The 26,831-nt window shown below is 37.9% G+C and carries 27 protein-coding genes; 1 reads left to right on the top strand and 26 read right to left on the bottom strand.

Annotated elements, in window-relative coordinates; genetic code table 11:
- Nucleotides 1-8: 8 nt before the first annotated feature.
- The 18 genes from CKJ95_RS05485 to CKJ95_RS05400 all read right to left on the bottom strand — a co-directional run bounded on the left by CKJ95_RS05485 (nucleotide 9) and on the right by CKJ95_RS05400 (nucleotide 18,230).
- Entirely contained in the window at nucleotides 9-395 is a 387-nt protein-coding gene (locus CKJ95_RS05485) for a YlqD family protein (protein WP_099352473.1), read from the bottom strand.
- A 67-nt stretch (nucleotides 396-462) separates the two neighbouring features.
- A complete protein-coding gene (locus CKJ95_RS05480; RefSeq protein ID WP_099352472.1) occupies nucleotides 463-693 on the bottom strand; it encodes a KH domain-containing protein in 231 nt (76 codons plus the stop codon).
- Nucleotides 694-707: 14 nt separating this feature from the next.
- A complete protein-coding gene (gene rpsP / locus CKJ95_RS05475; protein WP_077617792.1) occupies nucleotides 708-980 on the bottom strand; it encodes a 30S ribosomal protein S16 in 273 nt (90 codons plus the stop codon).
- A 253-nt stretch (nucleotides 981-1,233) separates the two neighbouring features.
- Nucleotides 1,234-2,574 (bottom strand): signal recognition particle protein, encoded by a 1,341-nt coding sequence (ffh, locus tag CKJ95_RS05470; protein WP_099352396.1) that lies wholly within the window; start codon nucleotides 2,572-2,574, stop codon nucleotides 1,234-1,236.
- Between the two features lie 14 nt (nucleotides 2,575-2,588).
- Nucleotides 2,589-2,918 carry a putative DNA-binding protein gene (locus CKJ95_RS05465; RefSeq protein WP_099352395.1) on the bottom strand — a complete coding sequence of 110 codons (330 nt, stop codon included), beginning with the start codon at nucleotides 2,916-2,918 and terminating at the stop codon, nucleotides 2,589-2,591.
- Nucleotides 2,919-3,068: 150 nt separating this feature from the next.
- Entirely contained in the window at nucleotides 3,069-4,058 is a 990-nt protein-coding gene (gene ftsY / locus CKJ95_RS05460) for a signal recognition particle-docking protein FtsY (RefSeq protein WP_099352394.1), read from the bottom strand.
- 17 nt (nucleotides 4,059-4,075) lie between these two features.
- Complete coding sequence (gene smc / locus CKJ95_RS05455; RefSeq protein WP_099352393.1) at nucleotides 4,076-7,645, bottom strand: chromosome segregation protein SMC; 3,570 nt, start codon at nucleotides 7,643-7,645, stop codon at nucleotides 4,076-4,078.
- Between the two features lie 130 nt (nucleotides 7,646-7,775).
- Nucleotides 7,776-8,507: a ribonuclease III gene (rnc, locus tag CKJ95_RS05450; protein WP_099352392.1), complete on the bottom strand. Its 732-nt coding sequence runs from the start codon at nucleotides 8,505-8,507 to the stop codon at nucleotides 7,776-7,778.
- Between the two features lie 60 nt (nucleotides 8,508-8,567).
- Entirely contained in the window at nucleotides 8,568-8,801 is a 234-nt protein-coding gene (locus CKJ95_RS05445) for an acyl carrier protein (protein ID WP_099352471.1), read from the bottom strand.
- Nucleotides 8,802-8,923: 122 nt separating this feature from the next.
- Nucleotides 8,924-9,664, bottom strand: a complete 741-nt coding sequence (gene fabG, locus CKJ95_RS05440) for a 3-oxoacyl-[acyl-carrier-protein] reductase (RefSeq protein ID WP_099352391.1) — start codon at nucleotides 9,662-9,664, stop codon at nucleotides 8,924-8,926.
- A 1-nt stretch (nucleotide 9,665) separates the two neighbouring features.
- The gene (fabD, locus tag CKJ95_RS05435; protein ID WP_099352390.1) at nucleotides 9,666-10,610 is read right to left on the bottom strand and encodes an ACP S-malonyltransferase; all 945 of its coding nucleotides are present in this window, start codon (nucleotides 10,608-10,610) and stop codon (nucleotides 9,666-9,668) included.
- A gap of 12 nt (nucleotides 10,611-10,622) precedes the next feature.
- Nucleotides 10,623-11,624: a phosphate acyltransferase PlsX gene (gene plsX / locus CKJ95_RS05430; protein ID WP_099352389.1), complete on the bottom strand. Its 1,002-nt coding sequence runs from the start codon at nucleotides 11,622-11,624 to the stop codon at nucleotides 10,623-10,625.
- A gap of 65 nt (nucleotides 11,625-11,689) precedes the next feature.
- The gene (gene fapR / locus CKJ95_RS05425; protein WP_099352388.1) at nucleotides 11,690-12,268 is read right to left on the bottom strand and encodes a transcription factor FapR; all 579 of its coding nucleotides are present in this window, start codon (nucleotides 12,266-12,268) and stop codon (nucleotides 11,690-11,692) included.
- A 114-nt stretch (nucleotides 12,269-12,382) separates the two neighbouring features.
- Nucleotides 12,383-14,431 carry an ATP-dependent DNA helicase RecG gene (recG, locus tag CKJ95_RS05420; protein ID WP_099352387.1) on the bottom strand — a complete coding sequence of 683 codons (2,049 nt, stop codon included), beginning with the start codon at nucleotides 14,429-14,431 and terminating at the stop codon, nucleotides 12,383-12,385.
- Nucleotides 14,424-15,311: an L-serine ammonia-lyase, iron-sulfur-dependent, subunit alpha gene (gene sdaAA / locus CKJ95_RS05415; RefSeq protein WP_099352386.1), complete on the bottom strand. Its 888-nt coding sequence runs from the start codon at nucleotides 15,309-15,311 to the stop codon at nucleotides 14,424-14,426. Before sdaAA ends, recG begins: the two co-directional genes overlap by 8 nt.
- Nucleotides 15,312-15,357: 46 nt before the next feature.
- Complete coding sequence (gene sdaAB / locus CKJ95_RS05410) at nucleotides 15,358-16,020, bottom strand: L-serine ammonia-lyase, iron-sulfur-dependent subunit beta (RefSeq protein WP_099352385.1); 663 nt, start codon at nucleotides 16,018-16,020, stop codon at nucleotides 15,358-15,360.
- A 148-nt stretch (nucleotides 16,021-16,168) separates the two neighbouring features.
- Entirely contained in the window at nucleotides 16,169-17,851 is a 1,683-nt protein-coding gene (locus CKJ95_RS05405; RefSeq protein ID WP_099352384.1) for a DAK2 domain-containing protein, read from the bottom strand.
- Nucleotides 17,852-17,867: 16 nt separating this feature from the next.
- Entirely contained in the window at nucleotides 17,868-18,230 is a 363-nt protein-coding gene (locus tag CKJ95_RS05400) for an Asp23/Gls24 family envelope stress response protein (protein ID WP_099352383.1), read from the bottom strand.
- Between the two features lie 272 nt (nucleotides 18,231-18,502).
- On the opposite strand from CKJ95_RS05400, the gene rpmB reads away from it, so the two are divergent.
- The gene (gene rpmB / locus CKJ95_RS05395) at nucleotides 18,503-18,691 is read left to right on the top strand and encodes a 50S ribosomal protein L28 (protein ID WP_010282529.1); all 189 of its coding nucleotides are present in this window, start codon (nucleotides 18,503-18,505) and stop codon (nucleotides 18,689-18,691) included.
- Between the two features lie 83 nt (nucleotides 18,692-18,774).
- Here rpmB and spoVM read toward each other — a convergent pair whose 3' ends face one another.
- The 8 genes from spoVM to fmt form a co-directional block, all read right to left on the bottom strand.
- A complete protein-coding gene (gene spoVM / locus CKJ95_RS05390) occupies nucleotides 18,775-18,855 on the bottom strand; it encodes a stage V sporulation protein SpoVM (protein ID WP_010282530.1) in 81 nt (26 codons plus the stop codon).
- Nucleotides 18,856-19,108: 253 nt separating this feature from the next.
- Nucleotides 19,109-19,756, bottom strand: a complete 648-nt coding sequence (gene rpe / locus CKJ95_RS05385; protein WP_099352382.1) for a ribulose-phosphate 3-epimerase — start codon at nucleotides 19,754-19,756, stop codon at nucleotides 19,109-19,111.
- Between the two features lie 2 nt (nucleotides 19,757-19,758).
- Entirely contained in the window at nucleotides 19,759-20,643 is an 885-nt protein-coding gene (rsgA, locus tag CKJ95_RS05380) for a ribosome small subunit-dependent GTPase A (RefSeq protein WP_099352381.1), read from the bottom strand.
- Between the two features lie 75 nt (nucleotides 20,644-20,718).
- Complete coding sequence (gene pknB / locus CKJ95_RS05375; protein WP_099352380.1) at nucleotides 20,719-22,689, bottom strand: Stk1 family PASTA domain-containing Ser/Thr kinase; 1,971 nt, start codon at nucleotides 22,687-22,689, stop codon at nucleotides 20,719-20,721.
- 4 nt (nucleotides 22,690-22,693) lie between these two features.
- On the bottom strand, nucleotides 22,694-23,443 hold the full coding sequence (locus CKJ95_RS05370) for a Stp1/IreP family PP2C-type Ser/Thr phosphatase (protein ID WP_099352379.1): 750 nt from the start codon (nucleotides 23,441-23,443) through the stop codon (nucleotides 22,694-22,696).
- A 4-nt stretch (nucleotides 23,444-23,447) separates the two neighbouring features.
- Nucleotides 23,448-24,542: a 23S rRNA (adenine(2503)-C(2))-methyltransferase RlmN gene (gene rlmN / locus CKJ95_RS05365; RefSeq protein WP_099352378.1), complete on the bottom strand. Its 1,095-nt coding sequence runs from the start codon at nucleotides 24,540-24,542 to the stop codon at nucleotides 23,448-23,450.
- 5 nt (nucleotides 24,543-24,547) lie between these two features.
- Nucleotides 24,548-25,891, bottom strand: coding sequence for a 16S rRNA (cytosine(967)-C(5))-methyltransferase RsmB (gene rsmB, locus CKJ95_RS05360; protein WP_099352377.1), 1,344 nt, complete (start codon nucleotides 25,889-25,891; stop codon nucleotides 24,548-24,550).
- On the bottom strand, nucleotides 25,878-26,831 hold the full coding sequence (fmt, locus tag CKJ95_RS05355) for a methionyl-tRNA formyltransferase (RefSeq protein WP_099352376.1): 954 nt from the start codon (nucleotides 26,829-26,831) through the stop codon (nucleotides 25,878-25,880). Before fmt ends, rsmB begins: the two co-directional genes overlap by 14 nt.

Genomic DNA, 26,831 nt, shown 5'->3' with positions numbered 1-26,831 from the left:
TTTCACCTCTAACGAATTTCTTCAACTATTCCTTCTTTAATTATAATTGTTCGTGCAGTTGTTACTTCATCCCAGTTATCCCCTACATTTATATCAATAAGAGATTGTACTTCTTTTTCTTTTATTTCACTGCCTAATGGTAGCATATGTATTTGTTCGATTTGGAACTCAAATTGTTTGATTTTTTCTTGCCTAAGGTTAATTTCATTAGTGAAATAAAGGTTAATTTTCGCAGAATCAAATTTCTTAAGCTTTTCCATCTTTTTTAGTTCAAACTTGAGCTGCTGGCATTCTTTAAGTAGTTGATTTTTATTGGTTTGTAATGAATCAATGAGCTTTGTTTTGCTATTATCCGTTAAGATTTGTTTAACTTCAACCGTTTGGATGATTTTCACACGCACACAACCCTCATGATTTTTTTATAGAAAAAAAGGGGGAGGTTACCCTCTCCCTTTTTAATGATTATTCGTTAATTTCTAGATGAATTCGTTTATTATGTCCTGTTCCTGCTGCATAGACAACAGTTCTAATCGCCTTAATAACACGGCCTTGCTTCCCGATAACTTTACCCATATCTTCTTTATTTACGCTTAGCAAATAAGTGATATTACGGTCGTCTGAGTCTTCAGTAACTTCGACTTCTTCAGGATGATCAACCAGTGGCTGTACGATTGTTCTAATTAACTCTTTCATCTGTAAGTTACCCATTACTTACCGTTTTTTGCGTTATGGAATTTCTCCATAATTCCTTGTTTTGAGAACAAGTTACGAACTGTGTCAGATGGTTTAGCACCATTTTGCAACCATTTTAATGCTAATTCTTCATCAATTTTAACTTCTGCAGGTTGAACAACTGGGTTGTAAGTTCCTACTGTTTCAATTTGACGTCCATCACGTGGTGAACGAGAATCAGCTACAACGATACGATAGAAAGGAGATTTTTTTGCTCCCATGCGTTTTAAACGAATTTTTACTGCCATTTTATATAGCACCTCCGAAAATATTTCAACAAGATATAATATTAACTGTTCCACATCTGTTTGTAAAGTGTTTTTTCTTTACATCAATGAAATGGTTATTATTACTACATTTTAAATAGAAAAGCGCAGGGCGCTCGTTCATCGGCGACAAGCATAAGAAAAGCGCTGACAGAAGGCGTTTTTTGCCTTCAGAAGCGATTGGCTTATGACCTCGAGCCGATAGCGCCTGAAGCTGGACAACTAGGACTAGGTATTACATAAAAGGAAATTTGAATCCTTTTTTCTTACCTTTTGTCATATTTGTCATTTGCTTCATCATTTTCTTCATGTCTTCAAATTGCTTTAAGAGACGGTTTACTTCTTGAACAGTTCGACCGCTACCTTTTGCAATTCGTTTTTTACGACTTGAATTGATGATCTCAGGTTGTTCCCTCTCGGCCTTTGTCATAGAACGAATGATAGCCTCGACATGACCGATTTGTTTATCATCAACCTGAACATTCTTCAGACCCTTCATTTTGTTAGCACCTGGGAGCATACCAAGAACCTCATCAAGAGGACCCATTTTACGCACCTGTGCTAACTGTTCGAGGAAATCGTCAAATGTAAACGACATAGACTTAAATTTCTTTTCTAGCTCTTTGGCTTTATCTTCATCAACGGAAGCTTGGGCTTTTTCGATGAGCGAAAGCACATCCCCCATCCCTAAAATACGTGAAGCCATACGTTCAGGATGGAATGGTTCTAGAGCATCTAATTTTTCACCAAGACCCACAAATTTAATTGGTGTGTTTGTAACAGCTTTAACTGATAATGCTGCACCACCACGGGTATCCCCATCAAGCTTCGTTAAAACGACACCCGTTAAACCAAGTAAATCATTAAAGCTTTGCGCGACATTGACTGCATCCTGACCTGTCATTGCGTCAACAACAAGGAAAATCTCATCAGGCTGAGTAACTTCTTTGACTTGTTTAAGCTCGTCCATCAATTCCTCATCAATGTGCAAACGTCCTGCTGTATCGATCAACACATAATCATGATGCTCTTCTTTTGCCTTATCAATTGCTTGTTTTGCTATTTCAACAGGACTTACCTGATCTCCAAGTGAAAAGACCGGCATATTAAGTTGTTTGCCCAATGTTTGTAATTGGTCAATCGCAGCTGGACGATAGATATCTGCAGCAACAAGAAGTGGTTTACGATTGTGTTTTTTACGTAATAGGTTGGCAAGCTTCCCAGTAGTTGTGGTTTTACCTGCACCCTGTAAACCAACCATCATAATAACGGTTGGCGGTCTTTTGGCAACCGCAATTTTGCTTTGCTCTCCACCCATAAGGGCTGTAAGCTCCTGCTGAACAACTTTTATAACTTGTTGTCCTGGTGTTAAGCTTTTCATTACCTCTTGTCCAACAGCTCGTTCGCTGACACGCTTTACAAAATCTTTTACAACTTTGAAGTTTACGTCTGCTTCAAGTAGTGCTAGACGTACTTCTCGCATCATTTCCTTTACATCGGATTCTGATACTTTTCCCTTACCACGAATTTTCTGTAGTGTCCCTTGCAGTCGGTCGGCTAATCCTTCAAATGCCATTTTTTCACCGCCCCTTATTCTAATTTCTCAAGCAACTGTATCACATTTTGAAGCTCTGCGCTATCATCATATTGATGAGAAAGTCGTTTTAGCTCGGCAATCAGTGTTCTTCGCTCTTGAAATTTCTGAAATAGTAACAGTTTTTCCTCGTACTCTTCAAGCATTGTCTCTGTACGCTTGATATTATCATAGACAGCTTGACGACTAATTTCATATTCCTCTGCTATTTCACCAAGGGAAAAGTCATCTAGGTAATATAAAGACATATAGTTTCTTTGCTTTGGCGTTAACAACGATTGATAGAAATCATATAGATAATTCATTCTCGTTGTTTTTTCAAGCATAGTATCTCCCCCTTGTTAAGTGAAATACCTTTACAACTCATAGTTTACCTATTTCACAATAGGTTGTCAAGTTAATTTACTTTACTATCAAATACTCATTGTCAAACTACCTCGAAAAAAGAGCCTGTGTAATCAGGCTCTGATCGTTACTTATTCTTCTGCTTTCTCGACAAGGTCTGCAAATAGACCGTAAACGTAGTTTTTAGCATCAAATTCCTGAAGGTCGTCTACTTTTTCCCCAAGCCCGATCAGTTTTACAGGAATGTTTAGTTCATTTCGAATTGCCAAGACGATTCCGCCTTTAGCCGTACCATCTAATTTTGTTAATACAATTCCCGTTACATCAGTAGCTGCTGAGAATGTTTTAGCTTGGGTTAACGCGTTTTGTCCTGTTGTCGCATCAAGAACGAGTAAGACTTCATGCGGGGCACCCGGTAATTCACGTTCAATGACGCGTTTAACTTTTTCAAGCTCTTTCATAAGGTTGACCTTATTTTGAAGACGTCCCGCTGTATCACATATTAAGACATCAACGTTTCGGGATTTTGCCGCTTGTACAGCATCATACATAACTGCTGCTGGATCTGAACCTTCTGATTGTTTGATTACATCTACACCGACACGGTCGCCCCAAACTTCAAGCTGCTGAATTGCACCTGCACGGAATGTATCTCCCGCTGCTAAAAGGACAGTTTTCCCCTCATTTTTTAAACGGTTTGCAATTTTACCAATTGATGTGGTTTTACCCACTCCATTAACACCCACAACTAAAATGACAGTAAGACCTTCCTCCTGAATATTTAGCTTGGGTGATTGTTCCTCGTTTCCTTGGTAAATCTCAACAAGTTTTTCCGAGATCACACTTTGAACGTCTTTTGTGTCTTGAATGTTTCTTCGTTTGACTTCCATCTTCAATTCATCAATAAGTTCCATCACGGTAGATACGCCAACATCTGCAGCGATTAATATTTCTTCAAGTTCCTCAAAAAAGTCCTCGTCAACCTTTCGATAGCGAGCAACTAAATCATTAACTCGCTCTGAAAAGGTATTACGAGTTTTTGATAAACCATCCTTAAATTTTTCAGTTACTGAGTCAGCCTGATTTGAAATCTTGTCTTTCAATTTTTTAAAGAAACTCATGTAAATCCCCTTTCGTTCTACGTTTGCGATACAAATTCCTTCGATTCTTCAAGTCGAACCGAAACAAGTTTGGAAACTCCAGATTCCTGCATCGTTACACCATATAGCACATCAGCTTCTTCCATTGTACCTTTACGATGAGTAATAACAATAAATTGTGTTTCATTGCTAAATTTCTTTAAATATTGCGCAAATCGGAACACATTTGCTTCATCAAGTGCAGCCTCCACCTCATCAAGTACACAGAATGGAACAGGACGTACTTTAAGGATTGAAAACAGCAATGCAATTGCAGTTAATGCTCTTTCCCCACCAGATAAAAGCCCTAAGTTCTGGAGTTTCTTCCCGGGAGGCTGAGCAACAATTTCTACCCCTGTATTCAATAAATCATTTGGGTCAGTTAGACGAAGGTCTGCTCGTCCACCACCAAATAAAGCCTGGAAAACCTTTTCGAAATGGGAACGAATACTTGTAAAAGTAGTTTCAAATCTCTTTTTCATTTCGTCATCCATTTCATCAATCACTTGAAACAACGTATCCTTTGCTTCCTGCAGGTCATTTTGTTGTTCTGTCAAGAATGTAAAGCGTTCAGATACCCTCTCATATTCGTCGATTGCTCCAAGGTTGACAGTACCAAGCTCTTCAATAGCAAGCTTTATCAGTTTTACCTTCTTTCTTGCTTCGGAAACTTCGATTTGAAGAGGAAATTGTTCTTTAGCAGCCTCATAGGTTAATAAATATTCCTCACGAAGATGTGTTAAACCATTCTCAAGTTCAACATCTAAGCGATTCACCCTTACCTCTTCCTCTTGTAGAATGTCTACGAGCTGCTTGTACTGACGTCTTGATTCCTTTAATTCACGCTCTAGATCTTCAAGAGTCATTTGTAGTTGGAGGCGATGGTCTCTCTTATTGCTAATCATTTGGATTGCTTCGTTCTTATCATTTAGTTTTTGCTTTGCTGCTTCTTCAAGCTCTAATTCACCTGAATTACTAGAAGTCATTTCATTATCAAGAAGCGCTAAATCCTCTTTCAACTCAGTAAGCTTAGCGTGCCCGTCATTAAACTCTTCCTCTAATCGATTCACCTTTTCTTGTTGATGTTCGAGTGCTTGTTTTTTCCTGGCTAAAATAACCTTTTGCTCTGTTATTTCTGTTTGTACTGTTTCACGTGAAGTTTGTTGGTCAGACTTTTGTGAATTTAATTGGGCAATCGTCTTGTCTAAAGATTGCAGCTCTTCATCAAGAGCAGCTAATTTATGCTTAAGCTCTTCTAATCGAGCTGTCATCTTTTCTTTATCCAGTTGATATTGTTGCTTCTCATCATCATACAATTCTAAATGCTCATTCACGTTTTGCTCTTTCAAAGCAACTTCTCGATATTCACCTTTAATCGTTTGCTCTTTTAAGCGTAATGTTTCTCCTGTTTGACGGAGCTTTTCAAGCATTTCTTCTTGCTGGGCAATTAGCTTTTTCTTATCTTTGACCGTTTTTTCGAGTTCTGTTGTTTTAACTTCCATATCCGTTAACTTTTTTGTTATTGCCTCAAGCTCACGGCCTCTACTTAATAAAGAATTCGACTTTTGTTTGACAGCTCCCCCAGTCATCGAACCACCAGGATTTACAACATCTCCATCAAGCGTGACAATTCGATACCTATGCCCAACAAGCGATGCAAGCTCATTCGCACCTTTTAAATCTTTTGTAATAATAATTGTTCCTAACAGATTGGAAATGACAGATTGGTATCTTTCTTCGTAGGAAATTAATTCAGAAGCTACTCCAATAAATGCTTGATGTCCTTTAACTGCGACAAGTTGGGTTGCAGATATTGAACGTTCTTTTATGACGTTCATCGGTAAAAACGTTGCTCGACCATACGAATTTTTCTTCAAATACTGGATTGCAGATCTAGCATTTTTTTCATTGTCCACGACAATATGCTGTGTTGCCGCACCCAATGCGATTTCAACAGCGGTCTCATATTCTTTTGGAACTTGAATTAATTCTGCAATTGCACCTTCGATTCCTTCAAGTTGATCATTTCTTGCTTTTAAAACTTCCTTAACTCCTTGGAAGAATCCAGAATAATCATCCTGCATCTCTTCAAGCATTTCTTTTCTAGACTTCGTTTGTTGCAGGTATTGATATGCCTGATAAAGCATGCTTTCTTGTTTCTGATAGTTTTTCTTTCCATTCTCTAGCTTTCCTTGTAATTCTCTAAAAGAAACAATTTGGTGATTTATCTCTTGTTCGATTACAGAGAGCTTTGTTTGTAGACGTACTTTCTCATCGAGAATTTCTTTGCGCTCTACTATATATTTTTGATTGGACTCATCTAAACGGGTTACTTTCGCTTCCTGCTGTGAAAACTGCTCCTTAATATAGCCAATTTCATTTCGATAAGAAGCCTGTTTATTAAGCAACTCAAAATAATCGCTTTTCAAATTCTCAATTTTCTCTCCAATATTTTGGTCATACGAAGCAAGTAACGTTTGCTTTTCTTTTAACTGCTGTCCAAGTACTTTAACTTCTTCATTTAGCTTCGAAAGTTCTTGTTGCTCAGTTTGCTTATTTTCTTTTAGAGTCTCCAGCTTTTGTGAAAGTTCAAGAATTGAATTTTCAAGCTGGCCTTTGTTTTGCGATGCATTTTTTTTGCGTTCTTTTAATACTTCTTTGCGACCTTCTAATTTTTCAAGTTCTTCACTTGTCCTTAACAGGAGTTGTTGCAATTCATGAATTGATGAATCAGCCGCTTCAATACCAGCTCGTAGTTCTTCAATTTTGGCTTCCTTGCCTTGGAGTTTTGTGTTTAAAGAAAGTTCTTCCTCTTTATGCTCTTCGACAAGCTTAGATAGCTTCACCCATTTTTCATGAAGATCTTCAATTTCATAAACAGTTAAGCCTACTTCGATTGTTTCTAGCTCTTTCTTCTTTTCAAGATAATCTTTTGCAATCGAAGACTGGATTTGCAGTGGCTCTATTTGTGATTCAAGCTCATGAATGATGTCGTTAACACGATTTAAATTTTCCTGTGTTTCAGCAAGCTTATATTCTGCTTTCTTTTTACGGGTTTTGTATTTTAACACCCCTGCCGCTTCTTCAAAAATGCTACGTCGTTCTTCAGCTTTACTGCTTAAAATTTCTTCTACTTTTCCTTGACTAATGATTGAAAAAGCTTCACGGCCAAGTCCAGAATCCATTAATAAATCCACAATATCTTTTAAACGACATGCTTGTTTATTTATTAAAAACTCACTTTCACCAGACCGGTATACACGGCGAGTTATACTCACTTCATGATAGTCGATTGGTAAAAATTGATCTTCGTTATCCAACGTTAATGTTACTTCAGCCACATTTAGTGCTTTGCGACTATCACTTCCTGCGAAAATGATATCTTCCATTTTCGACCCACGCAATGATTTTGCTGACTGTTCTCCGAGAACCCATCGTATACCATCAGTGATATTACTTTTACCACTACCATTCGGCCCAACGACAGCCGTAACCCCAGGTACAAAATCTACTGCAATTCTTTCAGCAAACGATTTAAATCCTACTATATCTAAACGTTTGAGGAACATAAACTTCCCCCTCAATTACAATTTAAAGTCCTACATATTTTATCATAAACAAGTATTTTATTGGATGTCTTTTTCTAGTAATACTTGTATAGGCAAAAATATAACCCCACGATATCGTGGGGTACGCTACTTATTTTTGTTTGTTCTTCAGCTTTTGTAAGGCAATTTCTGCCGCATGCTGTTCAGCTTCCTTTTTCGATCGTCCTGTGCCTATTCCAAGTTCCTCGCCATTTAAAGAAACGCGTGAAACGAATTCACGACTATGGGCTGGTCCCTTTTCTTGGAGAACCTTATATTCAATAACTCCAGTTCCATCCCGCTGGACAAGCTCTTGTAGCTGACTCTTAAAATCCATCACATGAGAAAAAGCACCCGCATTAATTTTAGGTATGACTGTTTTATCCAAAAACTGGTTGACAACCTCTAATCCAAGATCAAGATAAAGCGCTCCAATAAATGCCTCAAATACATCAGCAAGTAAGGCTGGTCGCTCTCTACCACCAGTCATTTCCTCTCCTTTTCCTAGTAAAACGAGTTCCCCAAACTTTAATTCATTTGCAAAGGTTACTAATGATGGCTCACAAACAATTGCCGCACGCATCTTTGTTAACTCACCTTCACTCATGATTGGAAACTTTTTAAAGAGGAATTTGGAAATGGTTAGTTCTAAAACAGCATCTCCTAAAAATTCAAGCCGTTCATTGTCTTCGTGAGGCTTTTTTCGATGCTCATTCACATAAGATGAATGTGTAAATGCTTGAATAAGTAATCCTTCATCATGGAAATGAATTCCAAGTCGCTCCTGAAAAGCTTTAAATTTTAGAGCGAATTTATTACCTTTGTCTTTATTTATCCGCTTCACCTTATGAACCTCCAAGGAGAAAGCCCCGTTTAATTAACGGGACTTATATTCTAAGAAATATTATAGCTGGCTTTTTATGTAATTTACAGCGTCACCAACTGTAGCAATTTTTTCAGCCTCATCATCTGAAATTTCCATGTCAAACTCATCTTCAAGTTCCATAACAAGTTCAACTACGTCTAGTGAATCCGCTCCAAGATCATCTTTAAAAGAAGCCTCTAAAGTTACTGCTGATTCCTCAACACCTAAGCGGTCAACCACGATTTTTGTAATTCTCTCAAACACATCTGCCATTTCCATTCACCTCCCCTCAAGGTATTATATTTTGTTTTACTAGAAAAGCGCAAGAGCCTTTCTTCATCTCAGTAATATTCTTTATGTCTTTATCTAGCAAAAATAGCCATGCGGCTCTTTTATTACATTACCATTCCACCGTCAATATGCAAGGTTTGACCAGTCATATAGTTGCTATTATCTGATGCAAGAAATAAAACAACTCCAGAGATATCGGTTGTTTCACCAAATCTATTTAGAGGAATAAGTTTTAACATTTCATTCTTTACGTCTTCAGGAAGCTTCTCTGTCATATCAGTCGTTATAAATCCTGGCGCTACAGCGTTCACCGTAATATTTCGGCTTGCTAATTCCTTAGCGGCTGTTTTAGTTAATCCGATTACACCAGCCTTTGCAGCAACATAGTTAGCTTGTCCAGGATTTCCACTAACACCCACGATTGAAGCTATATTAATAATTTTTCCAGAACGTTGCTTCATCATTTGTCTAGTGACTGCTTTCGTGCTAAGAAATACACCTTTTAGGTTAATATTAATAACATCGTCCCATTCTTCCTCTTTCATCCTCATCAATAAATTATCCCTAGTGATTCCTGCGTTATTAACAAGAATATCAAGACTGCCGAAAGTGGAAATAACTTCTTTGACCATATTTGTCACAGAATCTGCATCTGACACATTCGCTTGAATCGCAAATGCTTCTTGCCCTAATGCTTTAATCTCATCAACAACTTCATTTGCTTTTTGTTCACTACCAGAATAGTTTACCGCCACTTTTGCACCTGCTTTTGCCAGCTCAATTGCAATTGTTCGGCCAATTCCACGTGAAGCACCGGTAACCAAAGCTACTTTGCCATTTAACATCCTAATTTCCCTCCTTCAATGCACGAATTGTTGATTCGAGTGTTTCTGTATCACTAATTGCATATGTTGCTACTCTTCGATTTACTTTCTTAATTAAACCAGAAAGAACTTTACCAGGGCCAATTTCGATAAAAGTATCTACGCCTTGGTCGAGCATATATTGAACAGAATTTTCCCATAAAACAGGTGAATATAATTGCTTTACTAGATTTTCTTTTATTTGTTCAGCAGAAGTCATTTCTTCCGCATTTACATTAGCCACTACAGGAACAGAGGCATCAACAATCTTAATTTGATCCAATACGGACCGTAATTTTTCAGCGGCAGGCTCCATTAATGATGAATGAAACGGTCCACTTACTTCAAGTGGAATCGCACGTTTCGCTCCTTTTTCTTTTGCTAATTCACAAGCTCTTTTTACCCCTTCGGCAGAGCCAGAAATAACAATCTGGCCAGGACAATTAATATTCGCTAACTGTACTGGATGACCCGAAGCAGATATCTCTTCGGTCACAGTGTGTAAGTCTTCACTACTCATCCCTAAGATCGCTGCCATTGTGCCTTGGCCTGCAGGTACAGCTTCCTCCATAAACTCGCCACGCTTGCGAACTGTACGAACAGCATCTTCAAAACTCAGTGCACCAGCAGCTACTAATGCCGTATACTCACCAAGACTATGTCCCGCTACATAGTCAGGTACTATTTCTGCTTGTTTGAATTTTTCAAGAATCGCTATACTCGTCGTTAAAAGGGATGGTTGGGCATTAGTTGTCAGTGTTAAAGTTTCCTGCGGACCGTTAAAAATAAGTGAGGACAACTCCTCTCCTAGTGCTTTGTCAACTCTAGTAAAAATATCTTGAACCGTTTCTGAAGAATCTGCTAATTCCTTCCCCATCCCCACGGTCTGAGAACCTTGTCCTGGAAAAACGAATGCAATCTTACTCATTCTCAATTCCCCCTATTCGTTTACTGTAGGATTCATATCCTCTAATGTTTTACGTATTGTTCCAGCTACATCTTTTTCTACCATTTCATAGGTTTGACGGATGGCACTAAATAAACCATTTGCATCTGAAGAACCATGGGCTTTTATAACAGGAGCCTTTAATCCAAATAATCCTGCTCCTCCGTATTCCGAGTAATCTAATGTCTTTTTTAATACCTTTAATTCTGGCATTAATAGACCAGCAGCTATTTTACTTTTTAGATTGCTTGTAAAAGCTGTTTTCAACATTTTAAACATGGAAAGTGCAGTACCTTCAATTGTCTTTAAAGCCACGTTGCCTGTAAATCCGTCTGTAACAACAACATCAGCAACTCCATCAAGTAGGTCTCTTGCCTCTACGTTCCCAACGAAATTAAGATTTGTTGCTTTCATCATTTCAAATGCATGTTTCGTTAATTCATTCCCTTTTTTATCTTCTGTACCAACATTTAATAGACCTACTCTAGGATTTGCAACTCCACGAACCTTTTCAGAGTAGATGGAGCCCATAATCGCATATTGAAGCAAGTGCTCAGGCTTTGCATCAACATTTGCACCAACATCAAGCATGAGGAATCCCTTTTTATCTAGAGTTGGTAAAGTCGGTGCTAAGGCTGGTCGATCAATCCCCTCAATTCGGCCAACGATAAAGAGTCCAGCAGTCATTAATGCGCCTGTATTTCCTGCAGAAATACAAGCGTCTGCACGTCCCTCACTAACCTCTTTCGCCATTAAAACCATCGATGCGTTCTTTTTTCTTCTAACAGCCCTTACAGGTTCATCTGTACCTTCAATTACTTCTGTTGTATGTATAATTGTGATTCTTTCATCTTCAGTTAAGTATTTGCGAATTTTGGCTTCATCACCAATAAGAGTAACTTCAAGGTCTTTGTAATGCTTTAATGCAGTTATTGTTCCTTTTACAATTTCCTCCGGTGCATGATCTCCACCCATTGCATCAATCGCAAGTTTCATCTTTGTATCATTCCTTTTGTTTGCTTTTAGGTAGTTAGATGTTCATAACCTAAGTTTGTTCTCTATTATGAATCAATTTTTAATTGTTTATTAGAACGATACATCGTAAATTCACCAGAAAACACCAGTTCATTCCCGACATAACTATTTACATCTACGACCGTTCTCCCTTTTTCCTCAGAACCTTTCACTTTTGCTTTTGCGACGACACGCTCGCCTAGTTTTACTTGTCGCGTAAAGCGAATATTCGCTTTTGCCGTAAGTGCAAGCTCATCATTAATGACAGCAACCGCTAGTGAATTAGCTTGAGCAAAGAGATGGTGTCCACGAGCTATGTGGTTACGTTTAAAAACGTGCTCCATTGTTACATCAAAGATAGAAATTGCACTTTCATCTAATTCAATATCAATAATTTCACCAATAACCTCATCAATTGGTAAAGATTTAACTTCATCTTCTAATTTTTTTTCAGCAACATTCTTGATTCGCTCACGCAGTTCAGGAATCGATAGTTCTAATCTGTCCAATCGAATAGTTTGAACGCTCACCATGAATTTTTCCGCTAAGTCTTCATCAGTTATAAATGGATTTACTTTTATCGTTTCCTGTAATAATTGCTGCCGTTCTTTTTTACTCTTTCTCATTTAAAACCACACCGTCCGCACTCTTAAGACTAGGTACTAATAGTTAGTATATAATTAAAAAAAGCAGATTGCAAGAAGAAATCCTCCTCACAAGCTGCCCTAAACGAAATGAGTTTAATCAAGTTTTTCACCATCTAAAATACCGGACTGTAATAAATCCTCCCTAAGGTGTTTGTATGATGGATCCTTCCAAAATACTTGAGAATTTATTAGTTTAGTAGCATCATTTCTCGCCACCTCTAGGGTGCGATAATCGTGGACCATATCAGCGACTTTAAATTCAGGTACACCACTTTGTTTTCGTCCAAAGAAGTCACCTGGACCACGAAGTTCTAAATCTTTTTCAGATAAGACAAAGCCATCATTTGTTTCCGTCATGATCTTCATTCGTTCTTTTCCCACTTCAGATTTTGGATCAGCAAGAAGGATACAATAAGACTGTTCACTTCCCCGTCCGACACGTCCCCGTAATTGGTGAAGTTGAGATAGTCCAAATCGTTCTGCATCATAAATCACCATCAATGTCGCATTGGGAACGTTCACACCGACTTCGACTACTGTTGTCGAAACTAGGATTTGAACTTCATTTTCACTAAATTGTCTCATTACCTCTTCTTTTTCGTCTGCGGACAATCGACCATGCATTAAGCCGACCTTTGCTTTGTTTTGAAAATGAAATGAGAGCATTGAATGAACATCAATTGCATTTTGTACATCGAGCTTATCTGATTCCTCGATTAGAGGACAAATTACATAGGCTTGTCTACCTTTAGCAAGCTCTTTTTCGATAAACACCAATATCCGTTCTAGTAACTCATGCTTCACCCAATATGTTTCAATTTTTTTCCTTCCCGCTGGCATTTCATCGATCACTGAGACATCCATCTCTCCAAAAACAGTAATAGCAAGAGTTCTTGGAATTGGTGTTGCAGTCATAAAGAGCACATCAGGATTTTCTCCTTTTTCCCGTAAAATCCTTCGCTGTTCAACACCAAAACGATGCTGTTCATCTGTAATTACCAGGCCAAGCTTATGGAAGTTAACTTCATCTTGAATTAGAGCATGAGTACCAACTAAAATATGAACCTCACCAGCTTGAAGCTGCTCGAGGATTTCTCTTCTTCGTTTCCCCTTGACAGAGCTTGTTAACAGTTGAATATTTAACCCGTATTCGGAAAATAACTCCATTAACGAATGTGAATGCTGTTCCGCTAAAATTTCAGTTGGTACCATTAATGCCCCCTGATACCCAGAAAGGATTGCAGCATATAGTGAAATTGCAGCAACAACCGTCTTACCTGAACCTACATCACCTTGTAGCAAGCGATTCATTCGATAAGGGGAACGGAGATCATTGATAATTTCAGTAACAACCCGATTTTGAGCATTTGTTAAAGGAAATGGCAGTGCCTTCATGAATCCTTCTAATTTCTCTTTCTGAAAGTCCATTGCTGAACCCATCGTTTGTTCCCGTTCAAATTTCCTAAGTGCCTGCATCTTCAGCTGAAAAAGGAGAAACTCCTCATACACAAAGCGTCTTCTAGCCTGTTTTAAATCTTGATGGCTAAATGGATGATGCATGATTTTAATGGCATCTTTCTTAGGTAAGAGCTTATATGTGGTTAATAATTGTTCAGGGAGATTGTCCTCAATTTGATCACCAAACTGCCCAAGTGCAAGTGCCATAAACCGCTTCATTCCTTTAGCGGTGATCTTACCTTTTGTTGAATAAACCGGTTCAATTCGATTATCTTTCGTCATTGGACCAAAAACAATTTCACTAACGGTTATTGTTTGTCGATGCTGATCCCATTTTCCGGAAATCGTAATAGTATCGTTTAACGATATTTTATTTTTATAATACGGCCGATTAAAGCAGGTCGCTGTAATAAGGTAACGACCAACTAAGACCCTAAAAGTTAAGCGCGAGCGTTTACGATTGTAATAGGTTAATAGTGGTTCACTATGAACTTTTCCCTCAATCGTTATTTTCTCCTCATGCTTAACCTCCGCAAGGTCTCTTAGACTATAGTCTTCAAATCGATATGGGAAGTACAAAAGTAGGTCAAGAATGGAATAGATGTGCATCTCGTTAAGCTGTAATCCTGTCTCCTCGCCTATTCCTTTTATTTCAGTGACAGGTTGCTCAAGTTGACTATTCACTCTTGTTTAGCGAAATCCCAAAGATTTTTGCTTCTAGAGCACGACCTGTTGGGGTTGCCGCTAGTCCTCCCTGTGCTGTTTCTTTTAGTGCCGTTGGCATTGTCTGACCTATTCTATACATCGCATCGATTACTTCATCACATGGGATTCGACTTGTAACTCCTGCTAATGCCATGTCTGCAGCAACCATCGCATTCGCCGCTCCCATCGCATTCCTTTTAACACATGGTACCTCGACAAGTCCCGCTACAGGGTCACATACTAGTCCAAGCATATTTTTTAAAGTAATCGCCATTGCTTCAGCAGATTGCTGTGGAGTCCCTCCTGCCATCTCGACAATCGCTGCAGCGGCCATACCAGCAGCAGATCCAACCTCAGCTTGACAGCCTCCTGCAGCACCTGAAATAGAAGCATTGTTCGCAACAACAAATCCAAATGCGCCAGCAGTAAATAAAAATTGAACCATTTGCTCTTTTGTTGGATTCAATTTTTCTTTCACAGCAAATAAAGTTCCTGGTACAACACCTGCAGAGCCTGCAGTTGGAGTCGCACAAATCGTTCCCATTGCTGCATTAACTTCATTAGTCGCAACAGCTTTGCTAACAGCGTCCAAGACTGTTTTACCAGTTAAAAAGTTTCCTTTTTGTATATAATTCTGTAAGAGAACAGCATCTCCACCTGTTAAACCTGAAAGTGACGAAACCCCAGCCAATCCTCTCTCGACAGCATTTTCCATTACTTCAAGATTTCGTTCCATTTGTGAGATGATTTCTTCACGGGTTTTTCCTGTTACTTCAACCTCTTGTTCAATCATTACTTCTGCTATTTTCATATTTTTAGAAGTAGCAAGCTCTACTAACTCAGCAACATTACGAAACATAAAAAATCCTCCTGTCGATTAAACTTGTATCCAATTAACAATGAACTTAGTCGACAATTTTAGCTACCTTAATAATATTGGGTAAAGTAGATAATTCATCCAATACAGGTCCTTCGATGTTTTGATCCACTTCAATTGTCATAAGGGCTTGCATCCCTTTTTCTTTTCGAGCTACTTCCATATGCCCAATGTTGATCGCATATTTTGCAAGTACGTTGGCAACACCTGCAATCGCACCATAGCGGTCATTGTGGACAACAAGAATTGCCGGATGATTTCCTGATAAGCGTAGTTTAAACCCATTTAATTCAGTAATCTCAATTTTTCCGCCACCAATGGAAATACCTACAAGCTCTAGTTCACCTTCATCATCACCAATCAATACTCTGGCTGTATTAGGATGTTCTGGAACAGCTTCTTCTTCAATGAACTTTATCTGAATGCCTGCTTCTTTGGCGATATCCAATGAAATTTTAATTCTTTCATCAAATGTATCAAAATCAAGAAGACCACCAATAATCGCTACATCCGTTCCATGGCCTCTATATGTTTCTGCAAATGACCCATAGAAGGAGATGTTTGCCCATTTTGGTTCACGACCAAACAAGCTTCTTGCAACCCTGCCAATACGAGCTGCCCCAGCTGTATGCGAGCTTGATGGACCAATCATAACCGGACCAATAATATCAAAAACACTTCTATATTTCATATTATCTCCTCCTTACATACTATAGAATTATGGAGTTAGGTCAAACTATGTTCCTACATATTACTCTATTTCTCTAAAACTATTTTATCTACAGGAAATTGTCCCCAAACATTGAAATAGAAGGGATAAATCCCTTCTATTTTATAGCTTATTCAACTGAGAAAATAAATGCGTAAAGCGGTTGATCACCATTATGCACTTCAACTTCGATATCTTCATACTCATCTTCAAGATATTCTACAATTGCATTCACATCATCTTCTGAGGCATCTTGTCCGTAAATGATTGTAACAATTTCATCCTCTTCAACAGATATAATTTTTGCTAAAAGATCTTTTGCTGCTTTTAGTTTATCTTTGTCTGTAACAACGATTTTACCCTCTGCAATCCCCATGAAATCATCTTTTGAAATATCAATTCCATCTATATTTGTATCACGGACTGCATATGTGATTTGACCCGTTTTGACATTACTTAATGCATCTGTCATAGACGACTGATTTGCTTCCAATTCACCAGAAGGATTAAATGCAAGTAATGCAGACATCCCTTGTGGCACTGTTCTTGATGGAACAACGACAACATTTGCTTCAACAACAGATGCTGCTTGTTCTGCCGCCATAATAATATTTTTGTTATTAGGTAGAAGAATGAAGTTCTCCGCATGTACTGATTCCATTGCCTTTACAAAATCTTCAGTACTTGGATTCATCGTTTGTCCACCCTCGATAACTACATGAGCACCGATACTCTTAAATAATTCAGTAATTCCTGAACCCATCGCAACAGTGATTATTGCATACTTTTCTTTTTCTTTATTACTTTTAACTTGTACAGGTGATTGTGTTTCATCTTCATTTAGAATTGCAGTATGTTGCTCTCGCATATTTTCGATCTTCATTTTAATTAAGCTTCCATACCGTTGTCCATATGATAAAACTTCACCCGGTTGTTCGGAGTGAATATGTACTTTTACGATATCATCGTCTGAAATAACTAATAATGAGTCACCATATCGGCTTAAATCATTGCGAAACTGTTCTTCAGCAAATGGATTTTTGCTAATTTTCTCAGCTTCAAACTTCACCATGAATTCTGTACAGTAACCAAACACGATATCTTCAGTATTCATATGGCTTTGAACACTTTTATGATGTTCTGCATTCACAAGCTCGTTCATTGATGGTGATGAAATGGACATATTATCAATTGTTTCACCTTTTAATTCTGAAAGGAAACCTTCATAAACAAGCAATAAGCCTTGACCACCACTGTCTACAACCCCAACCTCTTTAAGTACTGGGAGTAGATCAGGTGTACGATCCAATGAGGCTTTTGCTTCTTTCACTAGTTCTGCCATCACGATAATGATGTCAGTTTCATTCTTTGCTACTTCAACTGCACGTTTCGCAGCATCCCTAGCAACTGTTAGAATCGTCCCCTCAACAGGTTTCATAACGGCTTTATAAGCTGTTTCTACGCCATTTTCAAATGCATGGGCAAATTCAACGGCAGTTAAAGTTTCCTTCTGCTCAATTGCTTTAGAAAAGCCTCTAAAGAGCTGAGAAAGGATAACACCTGAGTTACCTCGTGCACCCATTAATAATCCGCGCGCTAGGGATGCACCGACCTTTCCGATATGTGGGGTAACATTATTTTTTACTTCCTTTGCACCAGATGTCATGGAAAGATTCATGTTCGTTCCTGTATCACCATCTGGGACAGGGAAAACGTTAAGTGCGTCTACCATTTTTGCGTTATTAGATAAGTGAGTAGCACCTAATAACACCATTTTCGCAAAACGTTTTCCATCTAATGTAGTAATTGACACTCAAAGTTCCTCCTTCTTATGGGTTCGTTACACGAACACCTTGCACGTAAATATTAACCGAGTCAACAGCAAGTCCTACTGTTTGGTCTAATGTATATTTCACCTTTGATTGAACATTGTGGGCAACCTCAGAAATTTTCGTGCCATAACTTACGATTATGTACATGTCGATATGTACTTCGTCATTTTCTTGACGAACAACAATACCACGGGCAAAATTTTCTTTTCGTAAAAGCTCAGTAATACCATCTTTAATTTGCTTTCGAGACGCCATACCAACGATTCCATAACAATCGATAGCAGCTCCTCCAGCAACTGTTGCTATTACATCGTTCGATATATCAATTTGTCCGTATTTCGTTTTTAATTCAATGGACATGCAAGTCTCCCCCTTTATAATTGTTCACCTTGGCTACAGTCATTTTACTATAACATTACAGATTTTTAAAGTAATTCATCAGGTTGGCTAATGTATTCATTACCTTTTATTATATAGCTTTATCGAAATTCTATGTCTTGACAAGTATTTTTCCTTTAAACCCATGTTAAGAAGTATTGCAATATCCCATTTTGTATGATAAATTATATAAGTATTTCTATGAAGAAAGCGATATGTATGATTGTTGCTGTGCAAGTTAGGAGGGAAATAGAATGGCACGTAAATGTGTAATCACAGGTAGAAAAACTACTACTGGTAATGCTCGTTCCCATGCAATGAACGCTTCAAAACGTAAATGGGGAGCTAACTTACAAAAAGTTCGTATTTTAGTTGACGGTAAACCAAAACGCGTATATGTTTCTGCAAGAGCATTAAAATCTGGTAAAGTAGAACGCGTGTAATAAAGAAAGAAACTTAGCTCTTACAAATGTGTAAGAGCTATAATTTTTGCCACAAAAAAAGGCACCTAAGGGCGGTGCCTCTTTTATCCTTTTTTAAATGATCCTAACATGGCACGGACAATACCACCTAAGAACTTTGGCAACTTAATCGTATAAAATTTCATACTTTCCCTCCTCAATGCAAATATCCACGTACTTTCATTGAATTCATACAGTCTACTTTATAATATTATTCAAATGAAAAAAAATAGTACCATAGTACATACATATAAATAAAAGCAATTTCTTTTATCCTACTTAAAACATTCATATGCCCTTTTGATAAAAAAAAGTACAATTCAATCTATTTTTTCATTTCGAAAACATAGTATACCTCGTTAAAAAAGTATGAAAAAAGAGCAGAAATTCTGCTCTTTTTTACATGTTACGGATTTTTTCAATTGCTGCTTTACGATCCGCTTGATTGTATATTGCCGATCCTGCAACTAAGACATTAGCACCGGCCCCGACACAAAGCCTTGCTGTTTCTTCATTGACTCCTCCGTCAACTTCAATTTCAACATTCAAGTTCTTTTCTTTCACCATCTTGGCCACTTCCTCAATCTTAGGAAGCACGGAGTGAATGAATTTTTGCCCTCCGAATCCTGGGTTCACTGTCATTAGCAACACTAAGTCAATATCCTCAATAACATGCTTAATCGTATCAACAGGTGTTGCTGGATTCAATACAACTCCAGCTTTTACGCCATGAGATTTAATTAACTGAATGGTACGATGAAGATGAGGACATGCCTCGACATGTACCGTTATAAAGTCAGCTCCTGCATTAGCGAATGCAGAGATGTATTGATCAGGGTTTTCAATCATTAAATGGACATCTAATGGCAGTTTAGTGATTGGTCGAATCGCCTCTACAATTAACGGACCAATTGTAATATTAGGAACAAAGTGACCATCCATGACATCAACATGAATATAGTCTGCTCCTCCATTTTCAACATCCTTAATCTCTTCTCCAAGCTTCGCAAAATCAGCTGAAAGAATGGATGGTGCAATTTTGATCATCCTTAGTACCTCGGCTTTCTATCCTTGATTTCTTCAAAAAAACTCACATAATGATCATATCGGAATTGCGCAATATTCCCTTCCTCTATACCCTGTCTAACAGCGCATTTTGGCTCAGAAATATGGGTGCATCCTCGAAACTTACAATTTGCTCCTGCATCATATATTTCCGGAAAGCAGTATGAAAGTTCATCTAATTCGATTGTCAAAAATTCCAACGAACTAAAACCTGGCGTATCCGCGACAAGGCCATTACCAACCTCAATTAATTCAACATGTCTAGTTGTGTGCTTTCCTCGACCTAAAGATGATGAAATTTCATCCGTTTTCAATTCAAGATCAGGTCGTAGCGTATTCAATAAGGAAGACTTTCCAACCCCTGATTGCCCCGCGAAAACTGAAATCTGATTATCCAGTAAAGGCAACAGCTGGTCAAGACCTTCACGTTCCTTCGTTGAAGTTAACAGTACATGATAACCAACTTCCTGATAGATATTTGCATACTCTTGAATCTCCTGGAACACTTCATCCGAAATTAAATCCGTCTTACTAATACAAATAATAGGTTTTATATCGTTTGATTCAACTAATACAAGAAAGCGATCTAACAACAATGGACTGAAATCGGGTTTAATCGCTGAAAAAACCAAGATAGCTTGATCAACATTTGCAATTGGAGGCCGAACTAATTCATTTTTCCGTTCTAATACTTCTAAAATATACCCATCTGTTTCGTTTTCTGCTTGAAATATAACATGGTCTCCCACCAATGGAGTAATTTTATTTTTACGAAATACCCCTCTACCACGACATTGAATCAGTTCACTGTTTTCACCTTGGACATAATAAAATCCGCTTAATGCTTTAATAATTTTGCCTTCTGGCATAGTTTCACTCCTTGTTTCATTTCATTCGTCACGACATATGTCAGGTAGCTTAAAATTCACTCTACCTTTTTACGCCTATTGTTCTGGATACGGAATTTTATCTCGCTGATTTAATTTTCCATTTATTAAAACCATGTATTCGGCAGTTTCACCTGGGTTAATCACAAAGGTAAGTTCGACTGAACGTTTTTCCTTTAGTTCAAATTCATCATAAACCTCATTGATGTTATTATTCGCATCCTGAATATAAATTTCCACTAACTGCGGGCTTTCCTCTTCATCCGGCGTATAATCAATCGTTATCGGGTGTTTTACTTCTTTGGGCTCCTTGGGCTCAGGACCTTTTGACATGATTACTTTTACCTTGTCACCCTTTGTTAATTCAGCACCTGCTGCAGGAGTTTGAGAAATCGCCTGGCCAGCAGGAATTTCATCCGAGTGTTGCTCCTCAGCAGAGTCAATATTCAAACCAGTCCTATTCGCATATTCAGCGAGTGCATTTGCAGGATATTTTGTTAAATCAGCAAGTTTAATAGTTTCAAGTCCCTTGCTAATCGTAAAAGTTACTTCTGTTTCTTCTGGTACAACCTCTTCTCCTTCATCAATTGATTGGCTAAGAATTGTTCCTCGGGCACTGTCAGAAAATTCTTCTTCTGAAAACACAGCTAAATATTTTTCTTTATTAATTAATTTATCTTTTACTTCCTCGAAATCCTTACCGACATAATCCTTAAAAGCCACTTTCTCTTTACCAGTACTTTCATATAGATCAATAGTGGCGCCTTCCTTAACGGAATCTCCTGCTTCAGGATCAGTACGAACAATGTAGCCTTCTTCTATTTCTTGGTCACTGATTTCAATCGTGTCACCAATCGCAAATCCAGCTTCTTCCAATTTGTTAACGGCTCGATCGTAAGTCATGTTTGAGACATCTGGAACTTCGACATCCTTCGGTAAAAATAAGGCTGGAAAAATCGTAACTGCAGCAACTCCAGCAGCAAGAATTAAGAAAAAGATAATGGCAAGGGACACTAAAAGCTTATTTTTCTTTTTCTTCTTTTTCTTTGGTTTTGGTTCGTCCTGATCATCTGGTTTTGCGTTCTTTTGAGAATCTCTCACCATTGTATCAGCACTTGTTAATGGACCATTATCCTTGATGATTGGAATCGCCTTTGTAACTTCATCATCCATATCAGGTATCACAAATTTTTCTTCATTTAAACGATTTGGAAATAACGCAGTCTGCAAATCCTCTTCCATCTCTTCAACGGAATCATAACGATGAAATGGATCTTTTGCAGTTGCCTTTAAAATAACATTTTCAACACTCTGTGGAATGGTTGCATTCCATCTTTTTGGTGATGGGGTCTCTGATTGTAGATGCTTTAAGGCTATAGATACTGCTGATTCACCTTCAAAAGGTACTCGACCTGTCAATAATTCAAACATCACGATACCTAGCGAATAAATATCTGACTTTCGAGTAGACATTCCACCCCGCGCTTGTTCTGGTGATAAATAATGAACCGAACCAAGTACAGAGTTAGTTTGAGTAATCGTTGTTGAACTTAGCGCAACAGCTATCCCAAAATCTGTTACCTTAACCGTTCCATCGTGATCAATTAAAATATTTTGTGGTTTGATATCACGGTGAACAATTTGATTTTGATGGGCATGTGTGATTGCAGATGTCAACTGCAACATAATATTAATCGCTTCTTTTGGATGAAGCGGTGCATTCCGTAATATGTATTGTTTCAAAGTTTGGCCTGGAACATATTCCATTACTATATAATAAATATCCTCTTCTTCTCCAACATCATAGATACTTACAATATTTGGGTGTGCCAAACTTGTAGCCGCATGCGCTTCTCTTCTAAATCGTTTAATAAATTCTTCATCATTGGAAAAATCTAAACGAAGTACTTTAATGGCTACGTCTCTTTCAAGAATAACATCTCGTGCAAGATAGACATTGGCCATCCCGCCTCCACCAATAACCTCGAGAATTTTATATCGACCACTTAATCGTCTTCCAATAAGCATAGGGTTATTCTCCCTCACTTTCAGGTGTGTAATCGACGATTACGAGTGTGATATTATCTTCTCCACCATTGTCATTGGCTAATTGGATAAGTTGTTCACTCTTGTTTTCAATACTTTCGTCTCTTTCTAAAATGCTTTTTAATTCAGCCTCTGGTACTTTATTAGATAAGCCATCAGAACAAATTAAAAGCATGTCCCCTTCATCTAAGATGAGGGTTTTCAGGTCCATTTGCACGTGTGTTTCTGTTCCCAACGCACGTAAAACGACATTTTTACGTGGATGATGCTCTGCATCTTCCTTAGAAATATGGCCAGATCGAACAAGTTCATTGACTAGTGAATGATCCTCGGTAATTTGTTTGAACCCATGACTATTTAGAACATAACAGCGGCTATCTCCAATATGGGCAACAGTTGAGAACAACTCTGTACAAATAGCAGCTACAACAGTCGTTCCCATACCCTTGCATTCATCATTTTCCTGTGAATGTGTATACAGGTTTGAATTTACTTTAGAAATATGCTCTTTTAACCACTCTTCTGCTGATTCGGATGTTGGGACCTTATCAACTTGCTCCCAATAAGACCGTAGCTGGGATGTGGTCATACTACTTGCAACATCTCCAGCTCGGTGACCGCCCATTCCATCTGCCACTACAGCTAATACTTGTCCTGCTTTGTTATGGTATACACCACAGCTATCCTCATTGATTTGTCTTACTTTTCCCCGGTTTGTCAAAAAGAATGACCTCATATGTTCACCTCGTCTCCTCTTTACGCTCCTTTGCACGTAATTGACCACAGGCCGCATCAATATCATGACCTTGTTCACGTCGAATTGTCACATTCACACCATGCTTCTTTAATGTCTTTTCAAATTCAAAGATTTGCTCTCGCGGTGTTCGAACATAATCGCGCTCAGGAACATAATTGACTGGAATTAAATTCACATGACATTTAACTCCTTTTAGTAGCTCTGCTAGTTCTTCGGCATGTTCAACTTGATCATTGACTCCGCCAAACAACCCATATTCAAAGCTAATTCTTCTCCCTGTTTTATCAATATAATAACGTACAGCTTCCATTAAATCAGGTAGTTTATATGCACGATTAATCGGCATTAACTTACTTCTAATTTCATTATTAGGTGCATGTAAAGAGATTGCAAAATTTATTTGTAATTTTTCATCTGCAAACTTATAGATTTTTGGAATGATCCCACTTGTTGAAACGGTAATATGACGAGCACCAATATTTAAACCTTTATCATGGTTTATAATTTTTAGGAATGAAAGCATTTGATCGTAGTTATCAAATGGCTCACCAATGCCCATTATGACCAAGTGGCTTACACGTTCACCTAGCTCATCTAGTGCTTTTTGCACCTTTACAACTTGAGCCACAATTTCGCCAGCCTCTAAATTACGTTTAAGTCCACCTAACGTTGAAGCACAGAACGTACAACCAATGCGGCAACCAACCTGTGTTGTTACACAAATGGAGTTCCCATAGCTATGTCTCATGAGCACTGTTTCAATTGAATAGCCATCATGAAGTTCGAATAAGAATTTCATTGTACCGTCAGCTGATGTTTGCTGAATAATTGTTTTTAGGGTCGTAATTGTAAAATGCTCAGCTAGCTTTAGTCTTAATGAATTCGAAAGGTTCGTCATCTCGTCAAATGTTGTAACACGCTTCATATAGAGCCATTCAAAAATCTGATTCCCACGAAATTTCTTCTCTCCATTTTCGACGAGCCAGTTTTCAATTTCCTCTAATTGAAGTGAATAAATTGATGGTTTTGAACTCGGTAAATTTTGTTTTTTTCTTCTCGTTGTTTGTACTTCTTCCAATTACATTACACCTGCTTTCTTAATCTTGCAATATAAAATCCATCCGTACCAAAATAATGTGGATAAAGCTGGAGCTGTCCATTTTTAATATAGGGTTTCACTATTTCAGGAAGATCATTTTGTATTGTTTCATCTAGTATAAAATCGGGATTTTGTTCTAGAAAGGTTTTAATTACACCTTCATTTTCTTCGTAATCTATTGTACATGTGCTATACACGAGTATACCATCTTTTTTTATTAAAGATGAAACCTCTGTTAGTATGTCTAACTGTATTTTTGCAAGGTTATGATTGTCTAATACCGATTTTGTGTATTTAATATCCGGTTTTCTTCTAATAACGCCAAACCCTGAGCACGGCGCATCGACAAGAATTTTATCAAACATTTGACCGGCAAAGATTTCCCTTGCTTTTCGACTATCATGAGCTTTTGTCTCAACATTTTCAATCCCTAATCGTTTCACTGCTTCATTAATCAATTTTATTTTATGCTCATGAAGATCAAGTGAGTAAACTTTGCCTGTGTTTCCTAGTAATTCGGCAATATGTGTTGTTTTACCACCAGGTGCCGCGCAACTATCGAGGATTTGATCACCTTTTTCAACACCGAGTGCTCTTGCAACAAGCATTGAGCTTTCATCTTGGATCGTAAAATATCCCTCTTTAAAGGTCTTTGAATGAACCAAATTCCCACGGACAGCCTTAATCGCATCAAGAGAAACATCCCCTTCGACAGCTTCAATATCTTCTTCTTGTAACATATGAATAAGCTTTTCTCTCGTTGTCACCAGATTATTAACACGTCCTGTTTGCTCTGGTGGGGTACAATTCACTTCACACATTTTCCGGGTTTCTTCTATTCCAATTTGTTGGGCCCAACGTTTGACAAGCCAGATAGGGTGACTGGTTTCAATAGCTATTCTTTCAACTTCATCAGTAATTTGGTCTAATGAAGGCAAGCCCTCGCGTTGAATGGAACGTAAAACACCATTCACTAGTGAAGCTGTACCTTTATGTCCTCTTTTTTTGGCGATTTCAACTGCCTCAAAAAAGATAGCTCGTTCAGGTACTCTGTCTAAATAAACCATTTGATATAAGGAAAGTCTTAATAAGATTTTTACCCATTGATCAAGTTTTTTACTCTTTTTCAAAAACGGGGCTAAATAAAAATCCAATGTATCACGTCGTTGAATTGTTCCGTATACAATCTCTGTAAGTAAACCTACATCCTTTCCTTTCACCTCATGCTTTTTTATCATTTGGTTTAAAAGAAGATTGCTATATGCTTGGTTTTTTTCAATTTGTAATAAGATTTCTAGTGCTACATTTCGAACATTAGTTTTCGTCATTTTTGTCTCCTAGCTGAGTTCCCACTTGAATAGTCGCCCCCATCAGGAATTGCTCTGCACTCATCTTTTTCTTACCGGCAGGCTGAAGTTGGGTGATTTTTATAAAAGTAGTATTCCCAGTCGAAACGATAAACCCATCTTTTTCGATTGAAACAACCGTTCCACTCTTTGCAGAAGTTGAAGAAGGTACCTTTTGGCCCCACCATATTTTCATTACATCGCCATTTAAAGTAGTATAAGCAACAGGCCATGGGTGAAGTCCACGAATATGGTTGTATATATCCTCTCCATCTTTTGTCCAGTCTATCTTTTCCTGTTCACGCTTAATATTTGATGCAAATGTTGCCTTGGAATCATCCTGTTTAATTGGTGTTATTTTACCTGCTAAAAGCAAAGGAATCGTTTCAGATAATAGCTTTGAACCTGCAACACTTAATTTATCATGTAAAGACCCTACATGGTCTGAATCTAATATTGGAATTTCAACTTGAGTTAAAATATCCCCTGCATCTAGCTTTTCAACCATATACATGATAGTAACACCTGTTTTTTTCTTCCCCTGGAGAATTGAATAATGGATTGGTGCACCACCTCTAAGCTCAGGAAGTAAGGATGCATGTACATTAATACAACCAAACTTAGGTGCATCCAATAATTCATTAGGGAGAATTTGTCCGAAAGCAGCAGTTACGATTAAATCAGGTTTGTAACTTAAAACTTTTTCAATTTCTTCTTTTTTGCGAATTTTATTTGGTTGTAGGACTGGAATATTGTGTTTTAATGCCTCAACCTTTACAGGAGGAGGGGTTAAAACTCTTTTTCTACCAACCGGTCTATCAGGTTGCGTTACAACAGCAGCAACTTCATATCCATCTTCTATTATTTGACGTAAAACAGGTACTGAAAAGTCTGGAGTACCCATAAATACAATACGTTCCAT

It is taken from the genome of Fredinandcohnia onubensis (assembly GCF_002734285.1).
GTDB classification, from domain to species: domain Bacteria; phylum Bacillota; class Bacilli; order Bacillales; family Bacillaceae_L; genus Ferdinandcohnia; species Ferdinandcohnia onubensis_A.
The sequence above is the reverse complement of the archived record's forward strand: the minus strand, read 5'-3'. Positions and strand labels throughout refer to the sequence as shown.